We start from the raw sequence: 17,866 nt of genomic DNA, 5'->3' as shown, positions 1-17,866 counted from the left end.
GAGAAATGTATGTAATGGTTCAGTTGCAGCCTCGTAACGGCAGGACAAAATTGCTTTCTAATCCCATCTTTTACTTTGCTCATGTTCATGTACGTCTGCTGTGTCTATGCACTATCATTAAACAAAATACCCTATAAGATGGACTTTTTAAAGTGTCTATCTCATAGGGTACATTTATCATTCTTAATCAAAGAAGATCCTCTTAATTCTTTTTACTTCGCACTTCGAAAATAGCGAATTTCAGGTAATGTCCTTCATCTACGCCCAAAATTTGCGGGTGATCCTTGCCGGCTGCTTTCCAATCGATTAAACGTAGCACTTTGCCTGCATCTTCCGCCGCATCCGCAATCGTTTCAAGGAACAGATCAGGACGCATGTGGTAAGAACAACTTGCGGTTACCAAATATCCACCCTCGTTGACCAGTTTCATGCCCTGCAGGTTGATATCCTTGTAACCGCGGCATGCCCCTTTGACTGCCGATTTTGTTTTGGCAAATGCAGGAGGATCAAGGATAACGACATCAAACGTTTTTCCAGCACTGGATAATGCCTTGGACGTGTCCACCTTTTGCTCTGCTGCTCGTGCACGTGCATTGCGCTCATCAAGTCCTTTGACTTGCTCACGCAGGTACTGGAAAGCATCGGCTACAACGAATTCGACCCGATCCGTGAATCCATTTAGCTCCACATTGGTTCGTGCGCTTTCAATGGCATGTTCAGAAATATCGAGACAGGTTACCTTTTTCGCACCATATTTGCATGCGTTCAGGGTAAAGCTGCCGGTATGAGAGAAACACTCCAGTACAGTTGCTCCGTCCCAATACGGGAAAGTTACCACTTTGCCGCTTTTGTTCACTGGCAGCAGCTGTTCGGTTCCTTCGTGCTCGATCTGCTGCAGTGTGATATCGCTTTTGTACCCCCAACCTTTCATCAACGGCTCAATAGCCGCACGATTCTCACGCTGGTCGAAAAAGTATCCCGTTTTCTGCCCTTCCACGATATCCACCTTGATGAGCAGCCCATTTTCGGTCACCGTAACGTGACGCGGACATTCTCCATAAAGTGGTCCTTTGACCTGCTCCAGACCTTCCAATTCACGAATGGATACATCACTGCGTTCATAAATACCTTCCGGCTGCATCACTTCAATGAGAGCTTGCACAATGGCTTCACGGCAGCGATCCATACCAAGTGTAAGGATTTGCACAACCAAGATGCTGCCGAATCGATCCACAATCAATCCTGGTAGGAAATCAGCTTCGCCATAAACGAGACGATAGGCCTCACCATCTTGAATGAAACGTTCCCGGTGACGCAAACAATCGCGGAAGCGAGCTGCAAAAAAGGCTGTGTCCATCTGTTCAAACTCCAAAGGCTGGTATGAGACTACTCGAACGGTAATCTGGGAAGCCGGGTTATAGTAGCCTGTCGCCAAGTAGCGACCTTGGTGATTCAATACGTTGACGATATCTCCCGGTTCCGGGTCGCCGTCTACAGATGCAATTTCATTATTAAAAATCCAGGGATGTGCATGTTCCAGCCGCTTTTTGCGGCTTCGTTCCAATATTACGGATGGCAAGATTGATCCACTTCTTTCTTCAATTAGTTGAAAAGATAGGTTTGGGCGGCAAGACACTCCGGGGACGAATTGATCCTATGATCGCTGTTGTCCTCGGATTTTTTGGATTCCCCTTCTCCAAAGGGAAAATCCGATGTCAAGCCTATGCTTCCGATGTAGCTTTCTTTCAGAAAGCTTTCAGGCGAGCGCTTCGCTTCTTCGGATTCAATTTCGTCCCCTCCGCTACGTTTGCCGAATCACCGTATTTTTTGAATTGGGAGGCAATATAAGTTGAATTAAAGAATATCAACTTATATTGCAGATTTTGTATAATGCTCCTCCACTTGTCATGCTTGTCTCTGCTTCCTCATAGGATAAGTGATAAGGAATTGGACGGGAGGAATGATGCGGGATGTTCAGAGAAGTTATTCTGCCTCTGTTATATGGGCTTATTATCTTTTTTGGCGGGATGAAGCTGATGGAGACGGCACTACAGCGCATGGCAGGGCCGATGCTGGCAGACTGGCTGAACCGTGCCACTTCTGCCCCATGGAAGGGCATGGCGTTCAGTGCAGGTGCAACTGCCTTGTTGCAGAGTAGCACTGCCGTGACGGTGCTAACCATTGGACTGGCTAACGCACGATTAATCACCTATGGCCGCACACTTGGCATTATCCTCGGTACCAATATCGGAACCTGCCTGACGACAGAACTTGTCGGCCTTCAGATAGGACGTGCCTCGCTACCGTTACTGCTTGTATCCCTGACAGGCTGGGCCATATTTGTTGTCCTAAGTGAACGCAACCAGGCAGCTCCTGAACGCACCCGCCGTTCATTGGCGAATATACAATTCAGCTTTCTCGCAGCAGCAGGTTTTGCTCTCGTCATGACAGGCATTCAGGTCATGCAATCCATTGCTATCCCGCTAAGGAGTATGGGCGTATTCCAATGGTTTCTGGAACGGGCGGCCGACAGCCTGTGGTGGGGATTTCTCGCCGGCGCCTGCCTGACCGCGCTCATTCATAGCAGCGCCGCGGTCATCAGCATGGCCATTACCCTGGCAGCCACAGGTGTATTACCTGTGGAGATCGGCATCGCCATTGTGATCGGTTCCAACGTTGGAACCTGTATCACCGCTGTTATTGCAGCTACGGGTGGGGCTTCCGCAGGCAAATTCGTGGCAGCCTCCCATGTTGTGCTCAACATTGCGGGAGCGCTGCTGTTTATGCCGCTGATCGGCCAGCTGCATGCAGTGTCGGCCTGGCTGTCAGCGGACAACGGGGCACAGATTGCGCATGCCCAGACCCTTTTTAACATCATCAGTTCATTACTCGCCTTACCATTCTGTTATCTGCCTATCTGGCATAAAAAAACTCCAGTGCTCACCCCATCGGCAAAAACACCTGTCGTTTGATGTGTCGCCATTCATCTGGTTTTCTCGATCAGTAGAACATGAAGTCAGGCGACCATCGAACGCAGCATCGTACCTGTCACGTTATACGTTGATGCCCAGTTTGTTCAAACCTATGCGCAAAATGTCATCGTTGTTATCGTATCCATTCTGCAGCTGTTTGGACCATGCCTCTTCCGGAGCAAACCAATCCACACCTTTGATCTCTTCGATCTGAGGCTGCAAGTCGCCACTTTCTGCTTCCACGAGGTAATAGTGTACTTCCTTGTCCACGGGTCCAAACTCGGCATGTTGATACGTATAAGCAATGATATTAATCGGCTCCACGATGCGCCCCACCATACCCGTTTCTTCCAAAATCTCGCGAAGTGCCGTCTGTTCGATCGTTTCTCCTTCTTCCATTTTGCCCTTGGCAAGTGTCGTTTTACCGTAACGATCCACAATGAGCTGAATCTGGAGCTGACCGTCTTCTCCTGTTCTGTAGACAACGCCGCCTGCTGAAATTTCTTTTTTGTTCATCATGTTCTCCCCCATGCACTTCGATTCTTTTTATTGGCAAAGAAGGACCTCATCTCCCCGGGTACACTCCCCAAGGAAATGAAATCCTTGTTCATCACGCCTTGATTACATCGCGGCGGGTTTCACATTCTCTTCAAGTACACGAACTAAGACACCTTCACTCTCATTGGCACCTGCTTCAGTCAACTTCACGCGGCACACTTTACCTACCATATCAGGCGTGCCGTCAAACACCAGTTGAATGTAGTTGTCACTGTAACCGTGCAGCTTGCCGCTGCCTTCACGGCCTTTCGCTTCACCTTCGGGAATAACTTCAAGCACTTGTCCCACAAATTGCTCAGCATACTCCAGTTGCATCTGTTCAGACAGTTCGATCAATTCATGCACACGTGCATTTTTGACGTCATCGTCTACTTGATCCTCCATGCGCGCTGCCGGAGTACCTGTCCGTTTGGAGTAAGGGAATACGTGCATTTCCGAGAAGCCGATTTTACGCATCAGTTCATATCCGTTTCGATACATCTCATCGGTTTCGCCCGGGAAACCCACAATAACGTCGGTTGTGATCGCAACGTCCGGCATAGCCTCACGTATACGCAGCATTTTGTTATAGAACTCTTCTGTCGTATATTTGCGGCGCATGCGTTTTAGAACGGTGTCATCTCCTGCTTGCAGCGGAATATGGAAATGACGAACCAGTTTATCCGAACGTTTGATGACATCTAACATCCGATCATCAATCTGGCTTGCTTCAATCGAGCTGATCCGAATGCGCTCCAGACCTTCCACTTTGTCCAAATCCCACAGCAGGTCGGTCAGATCATAGTTTTCCATGTCGTCTCCGTACCCGCCCGTATGAATGCCTGTCAGGACAATCTCTTTGTAACCCGCTTGTACGAGCTGATGAGCTTGCTGAACAATGCTGTTTGACTCACGACTGCGGGACAAACCACGGGACCAAGGAATGATGCAGAAGGTACAGAAGTTGTTACAGCCATCCTGAATTTTGAGGAATGCACGTGTACGATCCGCGAAATCCGGTACATCCATTTCTTCAAAAACACGAGTTTTCATAATGTTGCGCACTGCGTTAACAGGCTGACGGGACTCCTGAATTTCGTTTACATATGGCAAAATCTTATCCCGATCCTGAGTTCCGATGACCAGGTCCACGCCAGGAATATCCAGAATCTCCGCAGGAGATGTCTGAGCATAACATCCGGTTACCGCTACAATCGCATCCGGATTGCGCCGGATGGCACGGCGGATAATTTGACGACTCTTTTTGTCGCCTGTATTCGTTACCGTACACGTATTAATCAAATAAACATCGGCTGACTGTTCATCAAAGTCTACCTGTTCGTATCCTTCGTTTTTGAATAATTGCCAGATCGCCTCTGTATCATAAAAGTTAACTTTGCAGCCCAAGGTGTAAAACGCCACGGATGGCATAATTACATTCCCCCCATTTCTCCGGATTCATATAAAACACAAGTCAGTGCAGCCATACCCGCTGTCTCAGCCCGCAAAATACGCTTGCCTAGTCCAACAGAGATTGCACCTGCCTCATCGGCCTGAGCCGTTTCCTTCTCGGAAAATCCACCCTCAGGTCCAACTACGATTAACACATTTGCCCCCGAGTCAGGAGCAAGCTTTTTCACAAACGGCCCCAGAACATCTCTAAGTTGCTTGCCGTCCTCTTTTTCATAACAATAACAGACCAGGTCATAGTCCCCAAAAGAAGATAACAGCCCTTTCCAGGAAAGCGGCTGCTCAACGGTTGGAATGCGGTTACGATGACTCTGCTCGGCAGCTTCCTTGGCGATTTTCCGCCAACGCTCCAGACGTTTGCCTTCTTTTTTGGCGTCGTATTGCACAATCGTCCGTTCCGATAAAAAAGGTACAAAGGATACGGCTCCAATTTCCGTGCATCTCTGGATGACTGTTTCCATCTTGTCGCCCTTCGGCAAGCTTTGTGCCACGGTTACATTCAACCGTGCTTCATGATCCATAACCAGCGGTTCCAGAACGATTGCTTGCACTTCGCCTGCTTCAATACTTTCGATGGCGACCAACGCCTCTCTGGAGTTTCCGTCGCTGACAATCAGCTTATCTCCAGGCTTGCCACGCATGACTTTGCCGATATGACGGGCATCATCCCCCGTAATCGTCACTGAACTTTCACTGAACTGCTCTGCAGATACAAAATATCGCTGCATATGTTGTCCACCCATTCTTTCCTGTTATGACTGGAATTCTCCCTGCCTGGAAGCAGGCAAGAATCCAATCGCCACAGATGATCATACAACTTTTATGTGCTTCTGACCAGCACTAGGGTCTAGATGCTAGAGCCTTCAAGAGCTTATATTAACGATATAATTCAATAACGAGACCAGCTAAATCTCTGTACATGTCGTTTGCAAACAGATATAACGGTTGAATTGTGACTGCCTGTAATGGCGGAATAATCAGAATCAACAGGAACACAATGATTGACCATTGTTCCACACCTTGCAGCTTGCGGCTGATCGAAGGCGGTAGCACATCTTCAAGGATACGGTAACCGTCCAGAGGCGGAAGCGGAATCAGATTAAACATAAACAGGAAAAAGTTCGTTACACTGAACATCGGCAAAAATGTCATCACAGCTGTGACTACCCGCTCATTTTCAATGTTCCCCAGTGCGCCTGATCCAAACAACATTCCATAGATAACTGCACCGACAATAGCCAGCAGCAGATTGCTGAGTGGACCTACTACAGATACGATCGTCCCCATGAGTCTTGGTCTGTCGAAATTCGCACGGTTCACAGGTACAGGACGTGCCCATCCAAAACCAGCAATCACGAGCAGCAACACTCCTAGCAAGTCAAAGTGCGCTACTGGATTCAACGTGACCCTTCCAAGCAACTTCGCTGTGGGGTCACCGAATTTATTCGCAAAATAGGCATGTGAAAATTCATGTATCGTAAAAGCGATCAGAATAGTCACCAGGAAGAACGGCAGTTGATCCAGCGGAAGACGGAAGATCCGGTCTAAGAAGTCCATAGACTACCTCTTTCTGGCTTCAAAGGCTAGCCAGTCCTCTTCACGCTCGATCGCGCGAACTTCAAATCCCGATGCCACCAGTGCATCATGTACAACCTGCTCCTTGTTCTTCCATATGCCCGAAACGATATAAATCCCGCCAGACTCCAGTGCGTTATACACATCATCGACGAAAAGCAAAATTATCTCAGCCAAGATGTTGGCTACAATAATTTTAACCGGCAGCTTGACACCCAGAGCAGGATCCTGGCTTCCAAGGACAGACAATAGATCGCTTTCTTTGACTGTGATCTGTTGTTGCATGTTGTTCAGCTCCACATTTTCTATAGCGCTAGTTACAGCAACTGGATCAAGATCTAGTGCCAGTACATGCTTTGCACCCAGTTGTACCGCACCAATAGCTAGAATGCCGGAACCCGTGCCCACATCAATCATTTCTTCGCCGCCCTGAATAACCGTTTCTAATGTACGCAGGCAAAGTGTTGTCGTTGGATGCGTGCCCGTACCAAAAGCCATGCCCGGGTCGAGCTCGATGATTTTCTCATCCGCGCTCTCTGGTGTGTAATCTTCCCATGTTGGCTTGATCGTCAAACGATCCGATATACGCACGGGTTTAAAGTATTGTTTCCAGGCTGTTGCCCAGTCATTTTCATCAACTGTACGCGTTTCGTAACGAATCTCTCCGACATTAATTCCAAAATCGGGGAGTTCTTCAATTCTCGGATTTACTTCTTCCTGCAAGGCAGACATGTCCGTACCTTCAGAGAAGTATCCTTTGATAACGGCAAAACCTTCGGGAATATCATTCAGTGGAACATCGTATAACTCGCCATAGGTTGTATCCCGTTTTTTATTTAAAGTACCGGATTCTTCAATCGAAACCCCTCCGGCACCCGCTTCATGCAAAAAATTTGAAATCATCTCCACTGCTTCTTCCGTGGTATGTATTGTTAGTTCATGCCATAACATATGTGGTTTTGCCTCCTCAATAATTAAAACGTGGTTTTACCTGCTTATAATTTAAACATCCCAACTATTGTACTACACAAGCAAGCCGAAGCACAAAGCATACTCGTAAAAGAAAACAAAACAGGATATCCACGGGTAGACCGTTCGAATATCCTGTCCCATTTTTCGGTGCTTGCCGGTCTTTCTCTTGGGTAAAACTAATAAAACCGACCGCCGTTTTGTGTAATCATCTCTGCTGCTTGCGGCAAAGATTCCTGTGAGACGGATACAGTCAACAATATACCTTGCTTCACGCTTCTCGCTGTATCGTCCGCTGGAGGGTCAACAACCTGTCCACCCGATAATATTTCCGTCTCATCACTAATCAGAGCGAGTACATTCAGTTCCCCGCTGAAACCACCAACAACCGCTGTAGGCGAGTTGTTTTGACCTTGAATGCCGCTTGATCCAGGTGTACCCGCATCCTCTCGCAAACTTTCGATGCGCAGTTGGTTAGGATGCAGCAGTTCTAACGCTCTGCGTGCTGATTCAGCTTCTAACCAGCTTGTAAATACAGCTTCAATCGTGACCGCTGAGCGATCTTCAGTCATGAATTTCTCGTCCTTGACGACGATCTGCTGCCTCACTGCGGCGCAGGGCTTCCACATCCTCGTGATCTGCCATTTCAGCACTGAACTCCACATCTTCATTTTTCGCAGATTGCAGACGTTTCATCTTTTCGGTTTTCGTTAGAATTTCACCTGGGCGTTGTCGATTAGCCATCTTGTTCTTCCTCCCTCTTAAAATTAGATCATTCCGCCGGCTTGTTCAATGATTGACATTGCGCGGTGATGTACCTCTTCATCTACAACGACAGTTAATAAAATGTCCCTGCCTGTAGGGCCACCCTGTCCGCCATCACTCATTCCGCTTGCAGCAGGGTCTGCCGCAGCCATAATGCCTGAGCTGGCATTCGTTTGCATCGCATCAGATACCCATGATGAGTAACTGCCAGAGATACCCGGTTTGTAGGAAGCTCCACTTGGTCCAACACCCGCATAACGGCTGAACCGATTAATGGACAAATCCTCCACACGTAACGCCTCCATCTTTTTGACCGCTTCCTGTGCCTGCTCCGGGCTATGAAAATAGGCCAAAATATTTTTCTCCGTCACTTGCTCCACCTGCTTCCTTGAGTTCTCTCAATCGCTTTGGTTTAACATATCGTTCCCGCCATGCTATCTTTCCGCAACCGAGCCCAGAATATACCGAATTTCTAACACTTGGAACACACAAAACAACAAGATCCATATAAAAAAAGACACCCTCCATCAACGAAGGGTGCCTTCTCTACTATTTCATATATGAATCAGTCGCCGCGAAAGGCTCGTTTTACACGATCAAAGAAAGATTGCTCATGCTCATGGGTCTGTTCGCCATCCAGTGCAGCGATCTGACGAAGCAGTTCTTTTTGCTCATCACTCAGCTTGCTCGGAGTAACCACAACCACTTTCACATGTTGATCCCCTTGTCCCATACCGCGCAAGCGCGGTATACCTTTGCCTTTGAGACGGAAATACGTTCCGGTTTGTGTGCCCGCCGGAATTTTCAGCTTCACTTTTTCAGTCAGTGTCGGGATTTCAATCTCGTCTCCCAGCGCTGCTTGAGCAAACGTCAATGGAATCTCACAGTAGATGTCATCGCCTTCGCGCTCAAAGAAATCATGTGATTTCACACGAATGACAATGTACAAGTCGCCTGCCGGTCCACCGCGAAGGCCACCTTCGCCCTCACCTGTCATGCGCAGCTGTGCACCGTCATCCACACCTGCTGGAATACGAACATGGATTTTACGCTGTTTACGAACTTTACCGCTGCCGCTGCACGTTGTACATTTCTCTTTAATAATCTGCCCTGTACCGCTACAATTCGAACAAGCACGGCGATTCACCATACGACCAAACGGTGTATTTTGAACCACTTCCTGCTGCCCGCTACCGTGACAGACCGAGCACGATTCCGGCTTCGTTCCAGGCTTCGCACCTGATCCATGGCAAGTATCACAGCCCTCAGTACGAGGAATTGTAATATCCGATTCTTTACCAAATACAGCTTCCTTGAACTCAATAGTCATCGTGTACTGCAAATCGTTCCCGCGTTGCGGAGCATTCGGGTCACGACGTCCGCCGCCACCGCCACCGCCAAAGAACATATCAAAGATGTCGCCAAAGCCGCCGCCACCAAAGTCTCCACCGCCAAACCCACCTTGATTCGGATCGATGTGACCATACTGGTCGTACTGAGCACGCTTCTGGCTATCACTTACGACATCATAAGCTTCTTTTACTTCCTTAAATTTGGCCTCCGCATCTGCTTCCTTGTTAACGTCAGGGTGATACTGACGGGCGAGCTTACGGTATGCCTTTTTGATCTCCTCGTCGCTTGCATTTTTGCTTAGCCCGAGCACCTCATAATAATCACGTTTTTCAGCCACTCTTCCACCCCCATAACATTCACCTTATCGCACATCGTGACAAAAGGAAAGTCAAAGCACGGGAGCCCCGGCTATGACTTTCCCTTTAATCCGAACGTCACCGATGTTTTAACTCGCAGCAATGGCGAATTAATTATTTTTTATCTTCATCCACAACTTCGTAATCAGCATCTACGACGTTATCACGTTTAGCAGAACCTTGTTGCTCTTCAGCGCCTTGAGCTGCTTGCTCCTCAGCTTGAGCTTGCTCATATAGTTTAACAGACAACTGTTGAACGATCTCAGTCAACTCTTCTGTAGCCGCTTTGATGTCTTCCAGATTGTCGGAAGCCAGCACGCCTTGCAGTTTTTCTTTGGCTGCATTTGCTTTTTCTACTTCGCCAGCATCTGCTTTTTCACCAAGATCTTTGATCGTTTTGTCTACAGAGTAGATCAATTGATCCGCGCTGTTTTTCGCTTCTACAAGCTCTTTACGTTTTCTGTCTTCCTCTGCATGAAGTTCAGCATCTTTCATCATTTGCTCAACTTCAGCATCGCTCAGACCGCTGGAAGAAGTGATTGTGATTTTTTGCGTTTTGTTTGTACCTTTATCTGTTGCAGATACGTTAACGATACCGTTGGCATCAATATCGAAGCTAACTTCGATTTGCGGAACACCACGTGGCGCTGGTGGGATATCTCCCAGCATGAAGCGTCCAAGGGATTTGTTACCTGCTGCCATCTCACGCTCACCTTGCAGGACGTGGATCTCAACGCTAGGTTGATTGTCTGCATACGTGGAGAACACTTGAGATTTGCTTGTAGGGATCGTTGTGTTACGCTCGATCATTTTAGTGAACACGCCACCTGCAGTTTCGATACCCAGGGACAATGGAGTTACGTCCAGCAATACCACGTCTTTCACGTCACCTGTCAGTACGCCCGCTTGTACAGCAGCACCCAATGCTACAACTTCGTCCGGGTTCACGCCTTTATGCGGCTCTTTGCCTGTCAGCTTTTTGATTGCTTCCTGTACAGCCGGAATACGCGTGGAGCCACCAACCAATACGATTTTGTCGATATCGCTAGCAGTCATGCCTGCATCACTCAGTGCGCGACGTGTAGGCTCAAGTGTACGCTCTACCAATCCTGCAGAGATCTCTTCGAATTTAGCACGGCTCAGGTTCAACTCCAAGTGCTGAGGAACGCCGTCAGCAACCGTGATGAACGGCAAGGAGATTGTTGTAGTCAATACGCCGGAAAGTTCTTTTTTCGCTTTTTCAGCTGCATCTTTCAAACGCTGTACGGCTGCTTTATCTTTGCTCAGATCAATACCTTGATCTTTCTTGAATTCACTTACGAGATAATCGATGATGACTTGGTCAAAGTCGTCACCACCGAGTTGGTTGTCACCACTAGTCGCTTTAACTTCGAAGAAACCATCGCCAAGTTCCAGGATAGATACGTCAAACGTACCGCCGCCCAGGTCATATACGAGGATCGTTTGATCTTCGGATTTTTCCATACCGTATGCCAAAGCTGCTGCTGTTGGCTCGTTGACAATACGAAGTACTTCCAGACCTGCGATTTTACCCGCATCTTTAGTCGCTTGACGCTGACTGTCATTGAAGTAAGCCGGAACGGTGATAACCGCTTGAGTTACGGTTTGGCCCAGGTATGCTTCTGCATCAGCTTTCAGCTTTTGCAGGATGATCGCAGAGATCTCTTGTGGAGAGTAATCTTTGCTGTCAATCGTTTCTTTGTGGGATGTACCCATGTGACGTTTAATGGACATGATTGTGCGATCCGGGTTGGTGATCGCTTGGCGTTTCGCTGTTTCACCAACAACACGCTCGCCGTCTTTTTTGAAACCTACAACGGATGGAGTCGTACGCGCACCCTCCGGATTTGGAATAACAACAGCCTCGCCGCCTTCCATAACGGCTACGCATGAGTTGGTTGTACCTAAGTCAATACCGATTACTTTGCTCATCGGAAAATTTCCTCCCTCAACAATTTGAAATCAATAGGGCATTAAGCCTTATTGTGCTAGTAAGTGAACTGCTCTATGTGTACAAAACCTGTATATTAAAACTTGTCCCTGGCTCAGCTTGAATTAAGAACTTACCTTAACCATAGCCGGACGAAGTACTTTATCCTTCAGCATGTAGCCTTTTTGAACCTCTTCCACAACGATGCCTTCCTCATGCTCATCGCTCTCCACTTGCATAATCGCTTGGTGGAATTCAGGATTAAACGGTTGTCCAACCGTTTCCATTGAAGTCAGTCCTTCGTTCGTCAGCACGGTTTCCAATTGACGTAAGATCATTTGAAATCCTTTGGCAAAAGATTCAGTCTCCGTACCTTCCGGTACCGTAGCCATAGCGCGTTCGAAATTATCCATAACAGGCACCAGTTCGGTGACCAGCTTCATCGAAGCGTATTTGGCAAGCTCCTCTTTTTCCTTCTGGGTGCGACGACGGAAGTTATCAAAATCAGCTTGTGCACGTACAAAACGCTGCTGGGTTTCCTCAGCCTCTGCTTTCAAACGTGATAGCTCACTTTGTTCCTGATCTGTTATCTCCTCAGCCTGTGCTTCTGCAGCTGCAGCCTCATTGACCGGTTCCTGCTCAGCGGCTGTTATTTCTTGCTCTTCTGTGAATGATTGCTCCTCTTTCAAGATGTTCACCTCCTTATAAGAATGAATCGTAATTCCCGTTGCCTATTTAAAGCGAGTCGTCAGCATAGTCGTAAGATCACGGGATAATGTATTTAAAATATGGATGACACGTGCATAATCCATTCGGGTTGGTCCCAGAATTCCAATTGAACCAAGTGCCTCGCCGTCCAATGAATAGGACGCTGTAATCAAGCTACAGTTCGCAAAGGCCTCATGATCATTTTCGGTGCCGATTCGCACCTGAATTCCAGGCCCGCCGGGCACTGGCATCATCAATTTCATTAACGTTGGTGTCTCATCTAACAAGTCCAGAATATGTTTAACCTTTTCCACATCTCTGAACTCGGGTTGTGTCAGCATATTGGTAGCGCCGCTGAGGAAAAGTCGGTTATCATGCTCATTGTCAAACGCACTGTTGAGTACTTGCATTACTTCCTCATAACGTGTGATATGACGCTCCATCTCTTGACCAAGCTCTGTATAAAGACGTGATTTCAACTTGTAGATCGGTACGCCTACCAATTTGCTGTTTAATAAACGAACCACATTCTCCATCTCCGCAACCGAGATTTCGGGCGGAATCTGAACCGTCTTGTTTTCCACTTGACCCGTGTTCGTCACTATGATCGCTACAGCCTCATTCTCATTCAGCGGAAGCAGCTGGAAATGACGTAATGATGTATGGAACACCTCTGGTCCAAGTAAAATCGAAGTATAATTCGTCATATGAGACAAAATGTTGGATGCATGCTGAATAACCTGTTCCATGACATTCAGCTTTTCTGCAAAAAATGACTTCAAATCATCCAGCTCCTGCGGCTCCACCTGATTCCAGGGAACCAAGTGATCGACATAATATCGATAGCCCTTGTGAGAAGGAATGCGTCCAGCCGAGGTATGCGGCTGTTCCAGAAAACCCATCTCTTCCAGATCGGCCATTTCATTACGGATGGTTGCCGGGCTGTATCCAACATCCCCTCTTTTGGAAATGCTTCGGGACCCTACGGGCTCAGCTGAACGGATATAGTCATCCACTATAGCGTTCAGAATCATTCGTTGACGCTCTGTTAACATGGTGAGTATTCCCTCCTTCTGACTGTACTGTCCCATGTCGTTAGCACTCCAGTTAGATGAGTGCTAATCGGTAATACAAAAATACCAAACTGACATGATCATTGTCAAGTGAGTTTGCGGAATGGGATCATCTATTTATAGTATAGGCCAATAACCAACACTTATAACGCAAATGTTGAACCTTGATGCTGTATTTCTTTATCCACAGGATAATGGTTCAGACTAAAGCGTGCGCCTCCCAGCGGCGAGTCACTATACACCAAATCTGCATGAAGATGTATGGCCAGTTGCTTGCTGATTGCCAGTCCCAGTCCTGTAACCCCATCGTTCCCGGTATAGAAACGCCGAAAAATATGTTGCCGGTCATGCTCGTTCAAACCTGGGCCATCATCATCAATATGAAAACTCCAGTCAGCATGATCATCCCCCGAGTGTTCCAATGTTAATTTCACTTGAGTTCGGGTATGACGCACTGCATTTTGCAGCAAGTTTAGCAAAATTTGAAACAACTGCTCACCCGCTGTTTCAACCATGAACGATTCAGCTTCTGCTGTCAAATGAATACCTCGCTGAAGTGCGGTTGGCATCAGCAGGTACACTGCCTCGTCAGCCATGCTCTTCAAGTCAATGACGGTCAGAGGCCACTCTTCTTCTACGGTTTCCAATCTGGAGAGCTGGATCAGCTTACCAACCATATCAATAAGTCGCTGTGACTGTGCAGCAATAATATCAAGCCCCTGATCGGTGGATACCACCTGATCTTGAATAGCATATACGTAACCCTGAATGGACATCAGCGGTGTCTTAAGCTCATGAGATACATTTTGCAGAAACTCCAGCTGTTGCCGGTGATGGTCATCAAGTCTGTTGCTCATCAATTGAAAAGTATGGATCAATTCTCCGATTTCTGTATGGTCGGCTTGTAGAAATTGCTTCTTGTCAGGCATATTAGGTTCATATTTACTGACAGCTTCTTTCAGCCTATTAAGCGGTTGTACGGTACGCCATACCGCAAATAATCCGATTAACAGAATGACAACAAAACTTGCAGCAATAGACAGCAGTGTTGTCCGGAATAACGGAATATACATTGCCCTGAGTGACGAGAGCGGGGAATACAAGATGACCCGGAACTGTTTATGTGACAGCTCAGCTTCACTGTAGAGCACCTTTTTTCCATTTAAAATCATATACCCTTCATGTGTACCCGGAAATCCCTCCAACTTCATCCCCACACGCCCTGCGCTGCTCGAGGCGACAATTTTATCATCTCCATCGATCACAAAATAGTCCGCATAGAAAAGAATGTCCTTAATGAAGAAACGGAAACTTTCATTATCCAGATCCTCCAGATCATCTACACGAATGATCTTAACCGCCTTCTGCGTTTGACCATGTAGTTGCTGCTTGACCTGATTGAGCAGAATATCATCGAATAGGTGGATAAAAAACAGAACGGTAAACGCCACGGTAACGAGAACACTTGCGAACAAGGCCAGCAGCATTTTGCTGCGTATCGTCTTCATCGCGCATGTACAGCCGCTTTATAGCCGAACCCCCACACCGTATCAATAGTCAGTGTAGCTTGAACCTGCACAAGCTTTTTGCGAATCCGTTTCACAAGATCATCCACCACACGCACTTCACCATAAAAATCGTAATTCCAGACCTGTTGGATCAGCTGTTCCCGGCTGAAGGGACGATCCAGGTGCTGTGACAAAAACAACAGAAGCTCGTATTCCCTGCCAGTCAGTACAAGCTCCTCCCCACGAACGTTAACACGCCGAAAATCTTCTGAAATCTGGACGTTACCTATACTAAAATAAGCCCCTTCCTTCGGCTGATGCTGCTCCATTTCTTTAAGTTCACTGCCTTGTAACAACCGACTGCTATGAATCAGACGCAGCATACTTTTCACTCTAGCAACGAGTTCACGCGGATTGAAGGGTTTACTCAGAAAATCATTGCAGCCCAGTTCCAGACCATTCAGGCGGTCGATCTCCTCTCCTCGTGCCGAGACCATAATAATCGGAATTTCCGTGAAGGTTCGCAGTTCAGTCAGGAGCGTAAGCCCATCGACGCCAGGCATCATAATATCAAGAATGAGACAGTCCGGCTTTTTCGAGCGAACTTCTCCGATCAGCTCTCCACCGTGTGCAAACGAGGTCACTTCATAGTCTTCCTTTTTTAAATAACCTGTAATGAGTTGCAGAATATACGGATCATCATCCACTACAAAAATACGCGGCATTAGCAGTCACCTCAATCACGGATATATCATCTCTGGTATGTTTCTTATTTAATATGTCACTACTAATGTAACAGAGTCAGCACCTGCATATCAAAACTTCCATGAATGCACCGATTATTAAATTCAAAATACCGACCAACATAGAAAAGACGGAGCTTCCCATAAGAGGAACTCCGCCTGTAAGCCGCTGTGTGTCTTGTGTCACTGATGCATACTTCGTTAGACTGAACCGATACAGTTAGGACACGTCAAAGGCCATCTTCTTATTTATGGGATGAGCTTGATTTGGGTGCCTCATTTTTGTTTGTAACATTTGTTTTGGCTGGTGTTTTCGTAGTAGATGCTGCAGCTTTATGAGTTGGAGCTGTTGTTGTTTTTTTCGCTCCAGTTTTTGGTGCAGTTGTTTTGGTTACAGTTGACTTAGCTACTGGCGTTTTAGTTCCAACTGCTTTTTTAGTCGTTGCTTTGTGTGCGGTTTGTTTTGCTTTATGTGCAGTAGCCTTTGCTGTTGCAGAAGCTTTGTGTGAAGCCTGTTTTGCTTTATGAGCAGCTGCTTTTGCCTTATGAGTCGTTGTTTTTGCTTTATGTGTTACTGCTTTTGCTCGGTGAGCCGTTTTTTTGCCTTTGTGATGCATTGCTGTTGTTTTATGAGAAGCTCTTTTTGCTTTGTGAGTTACTTTTAATTTGTGCACTGCCTTTTTTGCTTTATGTTTAGCCACTTTTGCTTTATGAGCAGCTTTTTTTGCTTTATGCGTTACCGTTTTTGCTTTGTGAGTTGTTGTTTCCTTCTTGGTCGAAGACGTTGTTTTGGTAGGTGTAGTTTTAGATCCCGTCGATTTTGTTGGCGTTACAGAAGATTTAGCCGCTGGAGTCGTTGTTGATTTAGTTGTTGATTTGCTCGATGCTCCTGCTTTTTGTGTTTCAGCCGGTTTTACTGAATTCACGACAGGTGTTGCGGCAAAAGCGCTGCCTGCTCCACCAATTACACTCACTGCTGTTACCAATGCTGCCACATGTTTAGTCCATTTTTTCATGATCAGTCACCTCATTCTTTAGATTGAGCTATCTGCATACTCCCCGCTGGAGTTGTTAGAAACCTTGTTCCCATACATGTTCTCCAGTTGTTTTCACTGTGAAGTTTTTCTGCAGATCGCTTATGTAAGTTCATCTTAACAAGAGGTTGTGTGAGAATAATGGAATAAGTGTGTGAAAAGTATATGAAAAAAACAAAGTACAAAAAAAGACCACAAACCCTTTGAAACCAACCGATTTCTTAGGCTTGTGATCCGTCTTTCTTTTATATAAAACATCATTCATAAACATATATTAGGCTGAAATATTCAGTTCCTTCAAAACGGCAATCTCGTCACAGCAATCTTGCTTGCTGCAATGAACGCAGTCCGTCCACACTTTCTCAGGGAAAATCTCCTTCTCCACGACAGCAAAACCATTCTTCAAGAAAAAGGAAACTTCATAAGTAAGTGCCATCACCTTTGGAATCTGTTGTCTCTCGGCCTCCTCAACAAGCCGGTCAAGCAGGCGTGAGCCTATGCCCAGCCCTTTATATCCCTCCGAAATGCCCAGTGATCTCACTTCCACCAGATCATTACCCAAACGACATAATGAGCCGCAGCCCACAACGACTCCATCCACCTCAGCCACAATAAAATGCTCCAGTTGCCGTTGCAGTATTTCCCGTGAACGCGGAAGCATGATCCCACGCTCTGCATATCCCTTAATCATTTCAAACAATGGTTCAACATCTTCCGGTACAGCTTTCCTGCATATAACCGACATCCAGCTCTCCTCCTATAACGATGCTTTCCGAGGAAAGCTAGCTTCGTAGTTGTGAAATTGACACGCCCTGTAAAACAATATGAATAAATATACAACAGAGCGTATAG

General features: G+C 46.8%; 18 protein-coding genes. 1 reads left to right on the top strand and 17 read right to left on the bottom strand.

Annotated elements, in window-relative coordinates:
• Window positions 1–202: 202 nt before the first annotated feature.
• Window positions 203–1,579: a class I SAM-dependent rRNA methyltransferase gene (locus tag ACUTVW_RS11120; RefSeq protein ID WP_445645848.1), complete on the bottom strand. Its 1,377-nt coding sequence runs from the start codon at window positions 1,577–1,579 to the stop codon at window positions 203–205.
• Window positions 1,580–1,970: 391 nt separating this feature from the next.
• On the opposite strand from ACUTVW_RS11120, the gene ACUTVW_RS11115 reads away from it, so the two are divergent.
• Window positions 1,971–2,972, top strand: coding sequence for a Na/Pi cotransporter family protein (locus ACUTVW_RS11115; RefSeq protein ID WP_445645847.1), 1,002 nt, complete (start codon window positions 1,971–1,973; stop codon window positions 2,970–2,972).
• A gap of 81 nt (window positions 2,973–3,053) precedes the next feature.
• On the opposite strand, the gene ACUTVW_RS11110 is transcribed toward ACUTVW_RS11115, so the two are convergent.
• From ACUTVW_RS11110 to ACUTVW_RS11035, 16 genes are all read right to left on the bottom strand, one after another.
• Window positions 3,054–3,491: an NUDIX hydrolase gene (locus ACUTVW_RS11110; protein WP_445645846.1), complete on the bottom strand. Its 438-nt coding sequence runs from the start codon at window positions 3,489–3,491 to the stop codon at window positions 3,054–3,056.
• 102 nt (window positions 3,492–3,593) lie between these two features.
• Window positions 3,594–4,940 carry a tRNA (N(6)-L-threonylcarbamoyladenosine(37)-C(2))-methylthiotransferase MtaB gene (gene mtaB, locus ACUTVW_RS11105; RefSeq protein ID WP_445645845.1) on the bottom strand — a complete coding sequence of 449 codons (1,347 nt, stop codon included), beginning with the start codon at window positions 4,938–4,940 and terminating at the stop codon, window positions 3,594–3,596.
• Between the two features lie 2 nt (window positions 4,941–4,942).
• Window positions 4,943–5,707: an RsmE family RNA methyltransferase gene (locus ACUTVW_RS11100; protein WP_445645844.1), complete on the bottom strand. Its 765-nt coding sequence runs from the start codon at window positions 5,705–5,707 to the stop codon at window positions 4,943–4,945.
• A gap of 148 nt (window positions 5,708–5,855) precedes the next feature.
• Window positions 5,856–6,536 (bottom strand): site-2 protease family protein, encoded by a 681-nt coding sequence (locus ACUTVW_RS11095; protein ID WP_445645843.1) that lies wholly within the window; start codon window positions 6,534–6,536, stop codon window positions 5,856–5,858.
• A gap of 3 nt (window positions 6,537–6,539) precedes the next feature.
• Window positions 6,540–7,505 carry a 50S ribosomal protein L11 methyltransferase gene (gene prmA / locus ACUTVW_RS11090; protein ID WP_445645842.1) on the bottom strand — a complete coding sequence of 322 codons (966 nt, stop codon included), beginning with the start codon at window positions 7,503–7,505 and terminating at the stop codon, window positions 6,540–6,542.
• A 197-nt stretch (window positions 7,506–7,702) separates the two neighbouring features.
• The gene (locus tag ACUTVW_RS11085; protein ID WP_445645841.1) at window positions 7,703–8,095 is read right to left on the bottom strand and encodes a hypothetical protein; all 393 of its coding nucleotides are present in this window, start codon (window positions 8,093–8,095) and stop codon (window positions 7,703–7,705) included.
• Window positions 8,088–8,267, bottom strand: coding sequence for a YfhD family protein (locus ACUTVW_RS11080; protein WP_434750076.1), 180 nt, complete (start codon window positions 8,265–8,267; stop codon window positions 8,088–8,090). Before ACUTVW_RS11080 ends, ACUTVW_RS11085 begins: the two co-directional genes overlap by 8 nt.
• A 23-nt stretch (window positions 8,268–8,290) precedes the next feature.
• Entirely contained in the window at window positions 8,291–8,659 is a 369-nt protein-coding gene (locus ACUTVW_RS11075; RefSeq protein ID WP_445645840.1) for a hypothetical protein, read from the bottom strand.
• A 194-nt stretch (window positions 8,660–8,853) separates the two neighbouring features.
• On the bottom strand, window positions 8,854–9,978 hold the full coding sequence (gene dnaJ / locus ACUTVW_RS11070) for a molecular chaperone DnaJ (RefSeq protein WP_445645839.1): 1,125 nt from the start codon (window positions 9,976–9,978) through the stop codon (window positions 8,854–8,856).
• A 133-nt stretch (window positions 9,979–10,111) separates the two neighbouring features.
• Entirely contained in the window at window positions 10,112–11,950 is a 1,839-nt protein-coding gene (dnaK, locus tag ACUTVW_RS11065; protein WP_445645838.1) for a molecular chaperone DnaK, read from the bottom strand.
• A gap of 123 nt (window positions 11,951–12,073) precedes the next feature.
• A complete protein-coding gene (grpE, locus tag ACUTVW_RS11060; protein ID WP_445645837.1) occupies window positions 12,074–12,637 on the bottom strand; it encodes a nucleotide exchange factor GrpE in 564 nt (187 codons plus the stop codon).
• Between the two features lie 42 nt (window positions 12,638–12,679).
• Window positions 12,680–13,711 (bottom strand): heat-inducible transcriptional repressor HrcA, encoded by a 1,032-nt coding sequence (hrcA, locus tag ACUTVW_RS11055; RefSeq protein ID WP_445645836.1) that lies wholly within the window; start codon window positions 13,709–13,711, stop codon window positions 12,680–12,682.
• A gap of 161 nt (window positions 13,712–13,872) precedes the next feature.
• On the bottom strand, window positions 13,873–15,237 hold the full coding sequence (locus tag ACUTVW_RS11050) for a sensor histidine kinase (RefSeq protein WP_445645835.1): 1,365 nt from the start codon (window positions 15,235–15,237) through the stop codon (window positions 13,873–13,875).
• Entirely contained in the window at window positions 15,234–15,962 is a 729-nt protein-coding gene (locus ACUTVW_RS11045; protein ID WP_445645834.1) for a response regulator transcription factor, read from the bottom strand. Before ACUTVW_RS11045 ends, ACUTVW_RS11050 begins: the two co-directional genes overlap by 4 nt.
• A 263-nt stretch (window positions 15,963–16,225) precedes the next feature.
• A complete protein-coding gene (locus ACUTVW_RS11040) occupies window positions 16,226–16,996 on the bottom strand; it encodes a hypothetical protein (protein ID WP_445645833.1) in 771 nt (256 codons plus the stop codon).
• Between the two features lie 292 nt (window positions 16,997–17,288).
• A complete protein-coding gene (locus ACUTVW_RS11035) occupies window positions 17,289–17,759 on the bottom strand; it encodes an N-acetyltransferase (protein ID WP_445645832.1) in 471 nt (156 codons plus the stop codon).
• Between the last annotated feature and the right edge of the window lie 107 nt (window positions 17,760–17,866).

It is taken from the genome of Paenibacillus sp. TSA_86.1 (assembly GCF_052691815.1).
This window is presented reverse-complemented; position numbering and strand designations above follow the sequence as displayed.